Below are 11,954 nucleotides of genomic sequence, written 5' to 3' on the forward strand. Positions count from 1 at the left end.
CCCAACCACGGTCTCGGCCGGGGGCCGAGCTGCGTGGCCGGGTGATCCCCCTCCCCCCCTTCCTTGTCATGGAGCTTGCGCGGGCCCCCCTCCTGCCCTCGCCGGGAGGCAGGCTTTCAGGAGAGGGACGCTTCGCGGTCCTCGCCAGAAACCCCGCCCCAATTTTCGGCACCAGACCGGATAGGGCATCACCACAAGGAGGCCAGACATGGCTGATATTCATTCGGAAAACACCGCAGAGGCGGCTGTCGAGGCAGCGCGGGTCGCGCTTATCGCAAGACAGAACGACCGGTTCCGCACCACATGGGGCGCTGACTTCACCGTTCCCGGCCAGATTGTCATGACGCGCGGCGTGGCCGCACTGTCGCACGAGGCACAGGTGGCGATCATGGTCGCGGTCATGCAGTTTTCCGAGTTCACCGAGGACAACGACCCTTACGGCACCCACGATTTCGGCATCTTCACCGTGGCCGAAGGCGAACGCGAGGTTCGGCTTTACTGGAAAATCGACCTCTACGACGCGGGCTATGAGTTCGGTTCCGACGATTGCGCGGACACCACTAAGACCCGCCGCGTGCTGACCATCCTTCTGCCCGAGGAATACTGAGTTCGGTTGCGGGGTCTCTCCCTGCCCCGCGCCGAGGCTGGCCTGTCGAGCAGGCCCAAGGGAGGGGCGGCAAGCGCCTCTCCCACCCCCTCACCACAACGGAAAGGAAGGTGAAATCAATGAGCAATGAAACCATGAAGCGCCGCATTGCCGAGGCTTGGGCGCTTCTCAGGAAGGGCGATCACTTTGGCATCGGACGCCGCTTCCTGATCCAGCACGGGGCCATCTAAGCCCCCTCGCCTCAGCCCGTCAGGGCTGGGGCACCGATAACACAAAAACTCACCACACGACAAGGATAAGACCCATGACAAAGCAAGAGACGATCATCGCCCCCATCGAACAGGTTCCCTTCGATGATCTGTATGTTTCCGACCTGAACCCGCGCACCGTGTTCAGCCCCGAGGGGATCGAGGCACTGGCAGAGAATATCCGCCAGCTTGGCCTGATCCAGAACCTCGCCGGGCTGCGCGATGAAACCGGCAAGGTTGGCATCGTGGCCGGAGGCCGGAGGCTTCGCGCCCTGGCTTTGCTGCAAGACGATCCGCGCTTCGCTACGGTTTCCGTGAAGATCGCGCCCGATCAGGCGACCGCCGAGATTTGGGCATCGAGCGAGAACCACCACCGCGAACAACCCCATGCCGCCGATGAAATCCGCGAATATGGCAGCATGGCCGAGCGGGGCGTTCCGGTTCCCTCCATCGCCATCGCGTTCGGCGTCAATGAAAAGCACGTCTATCGCCGCTTGAAGCTGGCAAGCCTGCCGGTGTCGGTTCTGGACGCCTTGAAGGCCGGGGAAATCACCCTGTCGAACGCCGCCGCCTTCACCGTCAGCGAGGACGAGGCGAACACGCTGGCCGTGCTGGAAAAGGTGCGGGGCGAGGGCTACAGCGATCACCAGATCAAGCAGATGCTCAAACCGGACTCGGTGCGCAGCACGGATCGGCGCGTGAAGTTTGTTGGCCTTGAGGCTTACGAGGCCGAGGGCGGGCGCGTCACTGGCGACCTTTTCGCAGACCAGACCTATTTCGATGATGTTGCCCTGCTGGACGAACTGTTCAAGGCGAAGCTGAACGCCACCGCCGAGGCCATGACCGGCGACGGTTGGAAATGGGCCGAGGCGATGGACACCACCTATCTTGGTTATTACGAGATCGAGGAACGGAAGCTGGACCGCATCTATCGGGATGAAGGGACGCTCACCGAAGAGCAGTCAGAGCGTTACGACGAACTGGCGGAATTGGCCGAAGGTGAGGTTCTGGACGCCGAGGGCGAGGCCGAACTGGCGGCGCTGCAAGCCGTGTTGGATGGTGCATTCAGCGCCGAGCAGAAGGCCGTTTCGGGCGTCCTTGTCTACGTCAACCAGAGCGGCGAGGTTCAGACCGCCGAGGGGCTGGTGAGGCGTGAGGACCGGGCCGCCGCCATCGAGGCCGGGTTCCTGCGCAAGTCCAGCCATTCGAGCGCCGAGGCCGAGCCGAAATCCCCCATCAGCCAGAAGCTGCGCGACGACCTGTCCCGTGTCGCACAGGGCGCACGGCAACATGCGGTGTTGCGCGATCCCGATCTGCTGATTGACCTTCTGGCCTACCAGTTGAGCCACGCCCTGCGCTGGAACGATCCGCTTGGCATCGCCACGACCGAGGTTCCGAACTGGCCTTCGACCGAGGCCGAGGGCTATGCCCTTGACGAGCGCCTGACCAGCAACCCGCCGCGCGATATGTGGGATGCGAAAGACCTTGGCGCATCCTTCCGCGCGTTTCGCAAGAAAGGCCCGGAGCATGTGCGCGGTGAACTGGTCCGGTTCCTTGCCGCTCAATATCGGGGCGGCGACGAGAAGCTGTCCGCGATGATCGACAAGGAGACGCAGCCGAATATCCGCGAAGTCTGGACCCCCAATGCGGCGAACTTCTTTTCTCGCGTCGGAGGCCCCTACCTCAACGATCTGTGGCGCGATCTGCTGGACCTGTCCGACGATCACCCGACCGCCACGACCTTCGCCAAGCTGAAAAAGGGCGAGAAGGCCGACAAGCTGGAAGCCCTGTTCCGTGGCGACCACGATCTGCGCAGCGCCCTTGGCGTCACCGACGAGCAGGCCGCGAAGATCGGGGCATGGCTGCCCGAAGGCATGAAGTGAGATCGAGGGCGGGGCGGCAGCGCCCCGCCCACCGATGGAGGTTCCCATGAGATTCAAGCGTTCACCCCGACACCCGTTCACCGACACGCCCCGCAAGCGGGCCGCACTGCGCCGGAAACAGCGCCTTGAGCGCGAGGCCCTTCCGTTGCTGGCCGATCAGATTGCCGAGGCACAGCCGAGCGAGGACCGTGTTATGGCAGACCGCGCACTGGCATGGTCCGAACAGGAAATCAGGGACCGTCGCGCTCGGGCAGAGAAGTGGCATGAAGCCCGCCGCCAGATCGACGCCCTGCCCGAAGATGAGCGCCGCGCTGTGCGGCGGGCATGGGACTGCGCCCCATACCCCGCCGACCCGTCTTATCTGTTGAGCGTCCTGCACAGCTACAGCCAAGGCAGGATCGACTTGAAAAGCCCGCCTTTCCCGCTGTCGCGCACCGACGCCTCGGGCGCGAGGATCGCGAACCTGTTCGCTTCATCTGACCTGTTCGTGACGATCCTCAAGGCGCGGGAGATTGCCGCCGATCCTGACCGTCACCCGCTGGCGGAACGTCACGCAGCCTATCACCATCTTCAACTGGCGGCATCGAAGAACAAGGATCGCGACCGCGCCGCCCAGAATCGCGTGTTGGCCTCGCAGCTATTCCTTCGCCTCGGAGAATTGGAGAACGCCCATGCCTGATTTCACCGCCCACCGTCATCCGGTCCTTGCCGTGCGCTGCCCCGATTGCGGCAGAGCGCCCGGCGTCTGGTGCCGTCGCCCGAGCGGCCACATGGCGAGCGACTTTCATCACAGTCGCAAGGTGGAGGCGGATCGCGTCTTCATCGACCAGCACGGACCTGACGCCAGCATCCTGCGCGACGGCGACGGATGGATCATTGATCCACGCGGGCGCGTCGGCATTCGGCCTCAGCCCGAGCAACTGGCTTTGTTCTGAGGGATATTCATGGCGCTGGCGAGAACTGATCGACTGTGCTACGACTGGAACTAAAGGAGAACTTAGATGTTTGATCGCCGCGCTCACGCTGAAGAAATCATTGCCGAACTGATCGGCAAGATGTGGAACTGGTTCTTTATCGGAGCTGCTGGCGCGGCTATCGTGATCGCCGCTTGCATCGCGTTCTTCGCGGGGGTCAACGTCCCCAATCTGATTTACTGGATCGGCACAGCCATCGCCTTCGGGTGCTTCGCACAAGCCGCCAATCTGTCGAACGAAATTCGGAGCCGCCGCGCGCATCTTTGACGCCGGGCAGGCCAGCTTTTTGAGAATATCCTTGTGGTGAGGATAACACTGGCCCCGCTCGCGCGGGGCCTCTTTTTTCCAGGGACCGACATTCAGGACGATCATGCACGACGACGACGAAACCACCTTCAAGGATAGGCTCGATCTGGTTCAGTATCGCATGGCCGAGATCGTCTTTTGTCCGGGCCGTGTCGTCCGGGCCTGCTGGCGTGGCGGGCGACCGACGATCAACCGCTATATGCTGGCCTTCCTGACTGTGTTCCTGCCTGCCCTCGGATTCGGCATCGTCATGGGATGGGCCATGAGCGGGTCCGAGCATTTCCTGTTCGGCGCGGATCGGACATTCACCCGGCAGCTTGGCGAGGCGTTCATGCTGATCTGGATGATTGCCGTTCTCTACCTGCTCGCCATCGGCATCACGATTATCGTCATGGGCTGGTTCCGAAAGGGACCGCGCCGAGGGTGATGCCCGGTGCGCCGGGACTGCGCCCCGACGCACCGGCCTTGCGCTACCCGCGCAGGGGCCGCTGCGCGGCTTGGCCGTCAGCACCAACCCTGCCGCCTGCCCCCATTGTATTCCCGCGCCAGCCCTTCCCCGATCAGGATACCGGCCACGTCCGCACGACCGATGTAAAGCCGCGCTAGCCCTCGGTCATTTCGGTCGCGGCCCGGCAACACGATCAGTTCCACCAACTCGCCCGAGCCGATCAGCTCGCGCAAGCGCCTCGTCGCCTCGTCACCAAGCGCCTTTTCATATGCACATTGCGGATCGTAGGTTTCCGGCGTGTCGAGACCGACCAGCCGGAACCGCTCACCGCCCAGGTCAATCGTGTCGCCGTCGATCACATAGACTGAAGCCGGATTGATCGGCTCTGCCGCCGTCCCGGTGTCGATCGACAGCAAGGCCGCGACGATCATCGCACCTGTTGCCGCAACTCCAAACAAGCGCCTGCGTCGCGCATGTTGTCCGCGTCTCGATCCAGTTTCTCGCAGCCAGTTTCGCAAGCCGCTCTGCCCTCTTCTGTTCCTGTGCCGGTTGTCGCTAGGCCGCCATCGGGTTTCCCTTGACCCATTTGCCGCTGCGCAGATGAGCATCCGTCGCCCCAGGTTTCGACCGTCGCCGTGATTGTCCTTGCAGTATGAATCGAGCCCCTGTCGAGATCCACACGCCGCTGCCTTCCTTGATCTGGAACCGACACTGAAATTCGTGCAACCCAGGTATTCACCCGTCTCCTTGGTCCGGGTTTCTCAAACGGAACATTGCTTGTTCCTCTCTTAGCGACCGTCCGGGGCTAACGCCCCGCCCTTCAATCAAAAAATCGGTTTCCGCTTTGCGGACCCTCCGATTTTTGGCTTGATCGCATCGAGGACCAGCATGACCGTTTTTCATCGAAACACTAAGATACCAAGGAGACAAAAAATGAATACCTTCGCTGAGTTTGAAATCATCGGTCGGGTCGGTCAGATCAAGGAAGGCAACGGCGTCCTCTGGGTTTCCATCGCCGCCGAGTATGGCCGCAAGGACAATCACGGCGACTTTCAGTCGAAACCCTTCTGGAACGACGTGAGTATCTTCAACGAGAACGTCATCAAATGGGTCAAGGAAAACACCGTCAAAGGCGACCTGGTTCGCGCGACCGGCACCATCCGCTCCGAGAGCTACGAGACCAATAGCGGCGAAACCCGCCACGGCGTGAAACTGGCCTGCGACAACTTCGCCAACCTGGCCCACATGATCCGCAAGCAGATGGAGCGGCAACAGGCGGGCTGACCGCCCGGGCGGGCCTCACGGCCCGCCTGCCCTTCGGGCGCGGCGCTGCGCCCCGACCAATCGGCCGCCCCCATCGAGAGGGCGGCCGATCGCGCTTCACAGCCTTCAGCTCCGAACCGCCGACAAGCGGCAATGCGACACTGGACCCCTGCGAAGGTGCAGGGTCTGCCTCCTTGAAAAACAGCGGCCACTCTACACGGCGCGGCGAGCCGTCAACACCAAGCCCTTCGGGGCGCTGCGCGCGTGTTGACGGCCCGCCTTTCCCGCCGTGTCACCGAGCCTCGTTTTTTCAATCAGGAGACAGACCATGAAATTCATTCGCAAGCGTTCCATCAAACTTCGTCGCATCGCCGCTCGCCGGCTCCGAGCCATCCGCAAGCTGCTGCGCGCAATCGACCTCAGCCTTACGATCTCGATCAACCTCGGCTTCCTGAAGGTCGGGATCACCCTCAAGCGCCGCCCCGAGTAGGGCGGCTGCAACGGCCAGGCCCTCCGGGGCTTGGCCTTTCTGCATTTCATCTTCCCTGAAATATCCTCGGGGGAGCGCCGCCAGGCGCGGGGGCAGACAGCCCCCTCACCGCTCCGGGCACATGCGCCGCAGCGCGGCCATTCCATCCGTAATGGCCGGGCCGTTGGGCACCTGAAGCTGGCCCAGGTTCTCGGTCACGGCCGCCGCCGCCGCCAAGGCGTCGCCATCGCCGCTCGTCGCCAGATGCGCCAGCATGGCGGCCTGGTTTTGCAGCATGTTGCCGGTCACTTCGATGTTGGCGATGTTCGCCTGCACCATCTGCGACATGGCCGCGCTCACAAGCTCGCAATCGTCAGCCGAGCCTTCCTGCGCATGGGCTGCTGCTGCGCCAACCAGGTATGCCGCCGCTGGCAGGCTGCGCATCACGTTTGCCGCTATCAGTTTCATCGAAAGCTCCTTTCTTCCGACCTCATGCGAGATCGGTCTTCGCAAAATCATCGCCCTTGTAGAGCAAGGGGGCATGAAACGCCTTAGCGGCGGCGTAGGCGAGGGCGTCACCCATGTTGAGTTTCGCCGGATGACCGGCCACCTTGCCGTATTTCCTCAACGCCGCGATCGCCGCCGAGCCCATGCTTTCGGTGAGGTGCATTTCACGAACGCCGAGTGATTGGAGCAGGTCTGCGACAAGCTCGCTCGCCTTGTCGAAGTGCGCCTCGCTGATATGCGTTACGCCATCCTTTTCCTTCAGATCCCGTGCGATCCCGAGCGTCGTTTCTACCCGCACAACCGGCGAAATCATCAGCTTGCCTCGGGCCTGTTCCATTGCTTTGAGCATCGCCGGGGCTTCCGGCTCATTCAGCAGCACGGCGCAAAGCGCGCTGGCGTCGATGAACATCAGTCATCACCCCACAGCTCATCCATGAACGGCTTGTCGTCGGATTCGCGCGGTTTCAGACCTGCCTCGGCTGCCTTTCGCTGAACCTTCGCTACACGTTCCGCGAGGGTTTCCTGCTTCTCCAACGCCGCTATACTATTGAGCAAGGCCGTGCGAACCGCTTCGGTTTTGTTCCTTGCGCCAGAGGCAGCAAGGTAGCGGTCAACGAGCTTATCTACGTCCGGGTCTTTGATGTAGAGGGGCATGTGCATATCCTTTCAGGATATACAATATAGCCGAAAAGTATATCCCGCAAGTGCTAGTATCTTCGATTGTTGAATTTCGTGGCGAATCCCGGTCGTTCGTGACCTCGTGCGGTTGCTCGAGGACACGCCCGCCCAGGACCGCGCCCTAGGCTTCGGCCGGCAAGCGGCCTGCGCCCCGAGCCTTCCCCCCTGCTCGTCCCTGCGCCAAGGTGCGCCGCCCGCCGTCTCGTCCCGAGCCACCGGGCAGCGCGGCGCATGGTCCTGTCAGGGGGCCAGTCTCGGCCCATCCGGGTAACGGTCGCTTTCGCAGCGCCAGACCTTACCACAGGTCGCCTGCAAGGCCCCTGCCCCGTCCCCCTGGCCGGGGCGGTCTGGAAAGCTCTGGCGGAAGAGGGTTCGGAGATCCCCGCGCTTGCGCGGCGATCACACTGGCAGGGGGGATTCGGGCAAGCCGAACGCCCCCTGCATCCTTGGGCCAGACCGCGCGAGCGCGCCCTGTCCGTATCGGGAACCGCCGGTTCCCCCACGCAAGCCCCATGAGCGGCGTCAGGGGGGTGTCCCCAACCACGGTCTCGGCCGGGGGCCGAGCTGCGTGGCCGGGTGATCCCCCTCCCCCCTTCCTTGTCATGGAGCTTGCGCGGGCCCCCCTCCTGCCCTCGCCGGGAGGCAGGCTTTCAGGAGAGGGCCGCTTGCAGCGGTCCTCGCCAGAAACCCCGCCCCAATTTTCGGCACCAGACCGGATAGGGCATCACCACAAGGAGGACGATTTATGTCCGCACGTCTTTTTTCTCTATGGTCCGAATATGACGGTCTGCCCGGCGCGGAAGTGGTCTATTCCGCCAATCCCGACCTGCTGCGCAAGATGGGCCGCGATCATCACGCAGCCGCCACGCACAAGCCCGATCTACGCTTGCTCGATCCCGAAGGCAAAACCGTCGCAACGATGGATACTTGGGCGACTGACTGGACGGAGATGGGGGCATGAGTGCCCCCAACAACACCCCCGACATTCAGGCAGCGCGCATCCTTGATGCACTGACCGCGCTCTATCCTGACGCCTCCGGCCAGGTAGCCGATCTGATGGAGTATGCGCTTTGCGACCTGCGCCATCTGGCCGATCAGCATGTGATCTGTTTCGGCAGCACGGATCAGAAGGGGTATCGCACCTACCTTCAGGAGAAGGCCCAATGAAACCGCAGATTTCACTCATCGAGGGGCGGCACCTGACCGCCTCCGACAAGCGCAATATTCTGGCTTGCATCGAGTATCAGCGCGACAAGCATCCCGCCACATGGGGCGCGGATTGGCTGGGCCGGAAATCTTCGCCCAAGCGATACACCGTCGCGCCGATCCCGGAGACGACGAACCGCTACGAAGTCCGAATCCGCGAGCACTACCGCAACGATTATGGCTGTCCCTGCGAGCGCACGGCCCGCCTTGTGATCGAGACCAAGGGTGTCGATCCCCTGCCCGCCGCCAAGTCGCACCCGGCTTGGGACAACGACGACCTTTTCGCAGCCATGCCTCGGGGAACCGAGGCATGAGCTGGCGCACCTTCGAGACCCGCGAACACCCCGACGACCTGCCCCGCGTCCACAAGGACGAGGCAACGGCATGGCGCTACGCCAGCCGCACCGGGCACGAGGTTTGGGAAGTGATCGAATATGGCCCGAACGCTGGCGAGCGGTTCCTGGGCCAAGGATGAAAGACGAGAGCATGACATTTCACAGCGAATTTCCAAAGATTGGCGAAACCGACCAGAAGGACCACGGCGCACCGGCAATCCGGCGCAGCCTGTCCGAGATCGTCGCGGAGTATGATGCAAAGGCCGAAAGCATCCCCGGCGCCATCGAGGCTTTCAAGAGGGCCGAAACCGCGATCAATGCCGCCGCTTGCATCGGCGGCACCTACGGCGGGCGCGTCTTTGCGACCGATCCGAGTCTATACGAGCGCGACGTGCGCCTGACCCTGCTGCGATCCGCATGGAAACACGTCTACGAAGGCTTGAATATCGAGAACATCGCCAGCGCCAAGGACCGGCAGCAGCTCGACTTGAAGCTGACCAAACCCCTGCCCTTCACCTTGGAAAATATCGCTGAGGTGTTCGGGAGCTATTTGCTCGATCAACGCTTTCACGTCCTCAAGGGGTTGGCCGAATGCTTCACCGATCTGGACCCGGCCTATAAGAGCCATTCCAAAGTGAAAATCGGCGTTGAGGGCCTGCCGAAACGGATCATCGTTTCCTATGTCACCGGCTGGAACAGTTGGGGCCGGGAGCGGGTGAAAGATACCCTTAACGCCCTGCGCGTCTATCGAAGCCAGCCGCGCTATACCTACCGCGAGTTTGAAGACACGATGGACGAGGTGCAGCGCCACGGCGAGGCTGATTTCTGCGGTGGCATCATCCGCGTTTTCAAGAATGGCAACGGCCACCTGATTTTCGACCCCGAGGGCCGAAAAGACATCAACCACGCCCTGGCCGAGTTCTATGGCGAAGTGTTGCCCGACGCGCCAAACGAGGCCGAAGCGAAGCGGCCAAGCACAGATGTTGCCCGCGATCTGCAATTCTATGCCAGCCCCCGGCCCGTGGCAGAAACCGTGATCGACGCCCTGCACCTTAGCGGCGGCGAGGAAATCCTAGAACCGTCTTGTGGCGACGGCGCACTGATGGACGAGCTGGCCCGGCGCAACGCCGATCTGCGCGAAAACCGGATGAGCGGGGCCGTGTCCGTCACAGGCGTTGAATACGACGCCGCCCGTGCCGACCTGGCCCGCGCGAAGGGCCATCACGTCATGACCGCGAATTTCCTTCAGGTCGCGCCCGATCCGCGGTTTGATAAGGTGGTCATGAACCCCCCTTTTTATGGGCGGCACTACAAGAAACACCTCGATCATGCGGTAAAGTTCCTGAAGCCCGGCGGCTGTCTGGTCTGCATCCTGCCCGCGTCCGCCTACTACGACCACGGCACCACAATTGGCGACTGGCGCGATCTGCCTGTGGGCAGCTTCGCCAGCTCCGGCACGAACATCCCCACCGGATACTGTGTCTATTACAAGCCCCGCGCCTGATCGTCGGGCGGGCCTTCCGGCCCGCCCTTCCACCTAGTATTCTGGCTACAAAGGAATTTTCGACATGATGCAGAGCATTTATCTTCGCGCTTATCTGGCAGGCTACGCGGGCCGGCATATCCCCCGTTCGATTCGCCGCCTGATCGCCGGAACCGAGTTTCACCGCGCATGGCTACTCGGGAGCATGGGCTTTTTTGAACAGGGCGGCGTTCGCTACGGTCCCGCATACCCTTACGGCATCGCACCCGAGTCGGAGCGGGCCTGATGGCCCGCCGATCTCGGGGCTTCACCCGTATCCGCTGGTTTCGGCGCAATGTGGCTTGGGGAACAGTCTATCTTACCTGTGACGAGGAAGACCCCTGCCGCATCAAGATCGGCTTCACGCAGCGCAAGACAGTTGATCGGAGGAAGGAGCTTTCGCGCAGCGTTCAAGGCCGAATGGTCATTGTCCAGACCGTGAGAATGCCCCATGCGTTCGCTCTTGAGGCCCGTTGTCACGCCAAGGTGGGGCGTCTGGCTGGACGAGACCGGACCCGCAATCGGGAATGGTATATCCTTCGAGACGGCGCATCGGTTAGCGACGTGGCACAGCTCATCACCGAGCAGGCGACACGGCTTCGCCGTATTGCCCGCCTCAAAATTGCATGGCCGATCTATGGCCGCATATCCCTTTTCGATTCAGGCTGGCGGCCGACAGGGCGAACCGACCCGATCAAGAGCGATCTGGTCTAGCCTCTTTCATCTTCCTGAAAATATCCTCGGGGGAGCGCCGTGAGGCGCGGGGGCAGACAGCCCCCTACGTCCTTCCTAGCCTGCACATTCCAGTGGCAGGAAACCGCCATTCGATGATGCGCTTAATGTCAGCGATGCTATAATATTGCGATGAAGCAGACGAGGAATTTCCGTGGCCGATAAGATCCAGCTTACCCCGAATGTCATCAACGAGCAGGGCTTACGGCTAAGCCTAAAACATGGAGGCCAGCTCGAAATTGAATGTCGTGAAGAACCATTCCGCAAGGGGCCGAGCTGGCACGGCCTTTGGTTCATGAAGAGTATCGATCCGTCCGGCGAGGTTCAGATGCTGGTGACTGCCCGGATGGATGCCACGCGGGGCGGGTTCAAGGTGAGAGAGTTCAAGACCGCTACCGGGATTATCTCCTTTCTTTCCGATTGCGGTTTCGCCGCTGTGCATTTCCCGCTTCGCGCCGGTGATAAGACGACGCTACGCCTTCAGCTTGCGGCCTGATCTAACGTCAGCTCATGGGCGACAGCTCCGCCCTTTCATCTTACCTTAAATATCCTCGGGAGAGCGCCGCAAGGCGCGGGGGCAGACAGCCCCCCGGCCGCGCAGGCGCCCAATGGATAGACAGGGGTTCGGAGATCCCCGCGCTTGCGCGGCGATCACACTGGCAGGGGGGATTCGGGCAAGCCGAACGCCCCCTGCATCCTTGGGCCAGGCCGCGCGAGCGCGCCCTGTCCGTATCGGGAACCGCCGGTTCCCCCACGCAAGCCCCATGAGCGGCGTC

Annotated in this window: 20 protein-coding genes; 16 read left to right on the forward strand and 4 right to left on the reverse strand. The window is 62.3% G+C overall.

Features of this window, described 5'->3' with window-relative positions:
* Window positions 1-208 precede the first annotated feature (208 nt).
* The 6 genes from G9Q80_RS12435 to G9Q80_RS12460 all read left to right on the forward strand — a co-directional run bounded on the left by G9Q80_RS12435 (window position 209) and on the right by G9Q80_RS12460 (window position 4,445).
* On the forward strand, window positions 209-607 hold the full coding sequence (locus tag G9Q80_RS12435; RefSeq protein ID WP_088716889.1) for a DUF3768 domain-containing protein: 399 nt from the start codon (window positions 209-211) through the stop codon (window positions 605-607).
* Between the two features lie 304 nt (window positions 608-911).
* Window positions 912-2,738 (forward strand): ParB/RepB/Spo0J family partition protein, encoded by a 1,827-nt coding sequence (locus G9Q80_RS12440; protein WP_088716890.1) that lies wholly within the window; start codon window positions 912-914, stop codon window positions 2,736-2,738.
* Between the two features lie 34 nt (window positions 2,739-2,772).
* Entirely contained in the window at window positions 2,773-3,417 is a 645-nt protein-coding gene (locus G9Q80_RS27880; RefSeq protein WP_203335198.1) for a hypothetical protein, read from the forward strand.
* Complete coding sequence (locus G9Q80_RS12450; protein ID WP_088716891.1) at window positions 3,410-3,673, forward strand: zinc finger domain-containing protein; 264 nt, start codon at window positions 3,410-3,412, stop codon at window positions 3,671-3,673. The genes G9Q80_RS27880 and G9Q80_RS12450 overlap by 8 nt, the downstream gene beginning before the upstream one ends.
* A gap of 66 nt (window positions 3,674-3,739) precedes the next feature.
* Window positions 3,740-3,979: a hypothetical protein gene (locus G9Q80_RS12455; RefSeq protein WP_088716892.1), complete on the forward strand. Its 240-nt coding sequence runs from the start codon at window positions 3,740-3,742 to the stop codon at window positions 3,977-3,979.
* A gap of 103 nt (window positions 3,980-4,082) precedes the next feature.
* Complete coding sequence (locus G9Q80_RS12460; RefSeq protein ID WP_088716893.1) at window positions 4,083-4,445, forward strand: hypothetical protein; 363 nt, start codon at window positions 4,083-4,085, stop codon at window positions 4,443-4,445.
* Window positions 4,446-4,522: 77 nt separating this feature from the next.
* Here the strand turns inward: G9Q80_RS12460 and G9Q80_RS12465 are convergent, their stop codons facing one another.
* Complete coding sequence (locus G9Q80_RS12465) at window positions 4,523-4,897, reverse strand: thermonuclease family protein (RefSeq protein WP_157903890.1); 375 nt, start codon at window positions 4,895-4,897, stop codon at window positions 4,523-4,525.
* Window positions 4,898-5,399: 502 nt separating this feature from the next.
* Between G9Q80_RS12465 and G9Q80_RS12470 the strand changes: the two genes are divergently transcribed.
* Complete coding sequence (locus G9Q80_RS12470) at window positions 5,400-5,750, forward strand: single-stranded DNA-binding protein (protein WP_074647520.1); 351 nt, start codon at window positions 5,400-5,402, stop codon at window positions 5,748-5,750.
* 307 nt (window positions 5,751-6,057) lie between these two features.
* Window positions 6,058-6,219: a hypothetical protein gene (locus G9Q80_RS12475; protein ID WP_157903891.1), complete on the forward strand. Its 162-nt coding sequence runs from the start codon at window positions 6,058-6,060 to the stop codon at window positions 6,217-6,219.
* 105 nt (window positions 6,220-6,324) lie between these two features.
* Here the strand turns inward: G9Q80_RS12475 and G9Q80_RS12480 are convergent, their stop codons facing one another.
* Genes G9Q80_RS12480 through G9Q80_RS12490 form a run of 3 tightly spaced genes read right to left on the reverse strand, consistent with a single transcriptional unit; the run spans window position 6,325 to window position 7,359 of the window.
* Window positions 6,325-6,666 carry a hypothetical protein gene (locus G9Q80_RS12480; RefSeq protein WP_088716896.1) on the reverse strand — a complete coding sequence of 114 codons (342 nt, stop codon included), beginning with the start codon at window positions 6,664-6,666 and terminating at the stop codon, window positions 6,325-6,327.
* A 22-nt stretch (window positions 6,667-6,688) separates the two neighbouring features.
* The gene (locus tag G9Q80_RS12485) at window positions 6,689-7,114 is read right to left on the reverse strand and encodes a type II toxin-antitoxin system VapC family toxin (protein ID WP_088716897.1); all 426 of its coding nucleotides are present in this window, start codon (window positions 7,112-7,114) and stop codon (window positions 6,689-6,691) included.
* Window positions 7,114-7,359, reverse strand: a complete 246-nt coding sequence (locus tag G9Q80_RS12490; RefSeq protein ID WP_074647545.1) for a type II toxin-antitoxin system VapB family antitoxin — start codon at window positions 7,357-7,359, stop codon at window positions 7,114-7,116. The genes G9Q80_RS12485 and G9Q80_RS12490 overlap by 1 nt, the downstream gene beginning before the upstream one ends.
* A 769-nt stretch (window positions 7,360-8,128) precedes the next feature.
* On the opposite strand from G9Q80_RS12490, the gene G9Q80_RS12495 reads away from it, so the two are divergent.
* From G9Q80_RS12495 to G9Q80_RS12530, 8 genes are all read left to right on the forward strand, one after another.
* On the forward strand, window positions 8,129-8,344 hold the full coding sequence (locus G9Q80_RS12495; RefSeq protein ID WP_088716850.1) for a hypothetical protein: 216 nt from the start codon (window positions 8,129-8,131) through the stop codon (window positions 8,342-8,344).
* Window positions 8,341-8,550, forward strand: a complete 210-nt coding sequence (locus tag G9Q80_RS12500; RefSeq protein ID WP_074647538.1) for a hypothetical protein — start codon at window positions 8,341-8,343, stop codon at window positions 8,548-8,550. The genes G9Q80_RS12495 and G9Q80_RS12500 overlap by 4 nt, the downstream gene beginning before the upstream one ends.
* Window positions 8,547-8,903, forward strand: coding sequence for a hypothetical protein (locus G9Q80_RS12505; protein ID WP_088716851.1), 357 nt, complete (start codon window positions 8,547-8,549; stop codon window positions 8,901-8,903). Before G9Q80_RS12500 ends, G9Q80_RS12505 begins: the two co-directional genes overlap by 4 nt.
* Window positions 8,900-9,064: a hypothetical protein gene (locus tag G9Q80_RS12510; protein WP_157903888.1), complete on the forward strand. Its 165-nt coding sequence runs from the start codon at window positions 8,900-8,902 to the stop codon at window positions 9,062-9,064. Before G9Q80_RS12505 ends, G9Q80_RS12510 begins: the two co-directional genes overlap by 4 nt.
* Window positions 9,065-9,075: 11 nt before the next feature.
* Window positions 9,076-10,428, forward strand: a complete 1,353-nt coding sequence (locus G9Q80_RS12515) for a class I SAM-dependent methyltransferase (RefSeq protein ID WP_088716852.1) — start codon at window positions 9,076-9,078, stop codon at window positions 10,426-10,428.
* 64 nt (window positions 10,429-10,492) lie between these two features.
* Complete coding sequence (locus G9Q80_RS12520) at window positions 10,493-10,693, forward strand: hypothetical protein (RefSeq protein WP_088716853.1); 201 nt, start codon at window positions 10,493-10,495, stop codon at window positions 10,691-10,693.
* On the forward strand, window positions 10,693-11,160 hold the full coding sequence (locus G9Q80_RS12525; protein WP_088716854.1) for a GIY-YIG nuclease family protein: 468 nt from the start codon (window positions 10,693-10,695) through the stop codon (window positions 11,158-11,160). The genes G9Q80_RS12520 and G9Q80_RS12525 overlap by 1 nt, the downstream gene beginning before the upstream one ends.
* A gap of 172 nt (window positions 11,161-11,332) precedes the next feature.
* Window positions 11,333-11,674, forward strand: a complete 342-nt coding sequence (locus G9Q80_RS12530; RefSeq protein WP_088716855.1) for a hypothetical protein — start codon at window positions 11,333-11,335, stop codon at window positions 11,672-11,674.
* Window positions 11,675-11,954: the final 280 nt, after the last annotated feature.

This window comes from Mameliella sp. LZ-28, assembly GCF_012274245.1.
Lineage (GTDB): Bacteria > Pseudomonadota > Alphaproteobacteria > Rhodobacterales > Rhodobacteraceae > Antarctobacter > Antarctobacter albus.

What these genes read in the sequence shown, in the direction of transcription:
- G9Q80_RS12435 (WP_088716889.1), top strand. Translation starts at nt 209, where the DNA reads ATGGCTGATATTCATTCGGAAAACACCGCAGAGGCGGCTGTCGAGGCA.
- G9Q80_RS12440 (WP_088716890.1), top strand. Translation starts at nt 912, where the DNA reads ATGACAAAGCAAGAGACGATCATCGCCCCCATCGAACAGGTTCCCTTC.
- G9Q80_RS27880 (WP_203335198.1), top strand. Translation starts at nt 2,773, where the DNA reads ATGGAGGTTCCCATGAGATTCAAGCGTTCACCCCGACACCCGTTCACC.
- G9Q80_RS12450 (WP_088716891.1), top strand. Translation starts at nt 3,410, where the DNA reads ATGCCTGATTTCACCGCCCACCGTCATCCGGTCCTTGCCGTGCGCTGC.
- G9Q80_RS12455 (WP_088716892.1), top strand. Translation starts at nt 3,740, where the DNA reads ATGTTTGATCGCCGCGCTCACGCTGAAGAAATCATTGCCGAACTGATC.
- G9Q80_RS12460 (WP_088716893.1), top strand. Translation starts at nt 4,083, where the DNA reads ATGCACGACGACGACGAAACCACCTTCAAGGATAGGCTCGATCTGGTT.
- G9Q80_RS12465 (WP_157903890.1), bottom strand. Translation starts at nt 4,897, where the DNA reads ATGATCGTCGCGGCCTTGCTGTCGATCGACACCGGGACGGCGGCAGAG.
- G9Q80_RS12470 (WP_074647520.1), top strand. Translation starts at nt 5,400, where the DNA reads ATGAATACCTTCGCTGAGTTTGAAATCATCGGTCGGGTCGGTCAGATC.
- G9Q80_RS12475 (WP_157903891.1), top strand. Translation starts at nt 6,058, where the DNA reads ATGAAATTCATTCGCAAGCGTTCCATCAAACTTCGTCGCATCGCCGCT.
- G9Q80_RS12480 (WP_088716896.1), bottom strand. Translation starts at nt 6,666, where the DNA reads ATGAAACTGATAGCGGCAAACGTGATGCGCAGCCTGCCAGCGGCGGCA.
- G9Q80_RS12485 (WP_088716897.1), bottom strand. Translation starts at nt 7,114, where the DNA reads ATGTTCATCGACGCCAGCGCGCTTTGCGCCGTGCTGCTGAATGAGCCG.
- G9Q80_RS12490 (WP_074647545.1), bottom strand. Translation starts at nt 7,359, where the DNA reads ATGCCCCTCTACATCAAAGACCCGGACGTAGATAAGCTCGTTGACCGC.
- G9Q80_RS12495 (WP_088716850.1), top strand. Translation starts at nt 8,129, where the DNA reads ATGTCCGCACGTCTTTTTTCTCTATGGTCCGAATATGACGGTCTGCCC.
- G9Q80_RS12500 (WP_074647538.1), top strand. Translation starts at nt 8,341, where the DNA reads ATGAGTGCCCCCAACAACACCCCCGACATTCAGGCAGCGCGCATCCTT.
- G9Q80_RS12505 (WP_088716851.1), top strand. Translation starts at nt 8,547, where the DNA reads ATGAAACCGCAGATTTCACTCATCGAGGGGCGGCACCTGACCGCCTCC.
- G9Q80_RS12510 (WP_157903888.1), top strand. Translation starts at nt 8,900, where the DNA reads ATGAGCTGGCGCACCTTCGAGACCCGCGAACACCCCGACGACCTGCCC.
- G9Q80_RS12515 (WP_088716852.1), top strand. Translation starts at nt 9,076, where the DNA reads ATGACATTTCACAGCGAATTTCCAAAGATTGGCGAAACCGACCAGAAG.
- G9Q80_RS12520 (WP_088716853.1), top strand. Translation starts at nt 10,493, where the DNA reads ATGATGCAGAGCATTTATCTTCGCGCTTATCTGGCAGGCTACGCGGGC.
- G9Q80_RS12525 (WP_088716854.1), top strand. Translation starts at nt 10,693, where the DNA reads ATGGCCCGCCGATCTCGGGGCTTCACCCGTATCCGCTGGTTTCGGCGC.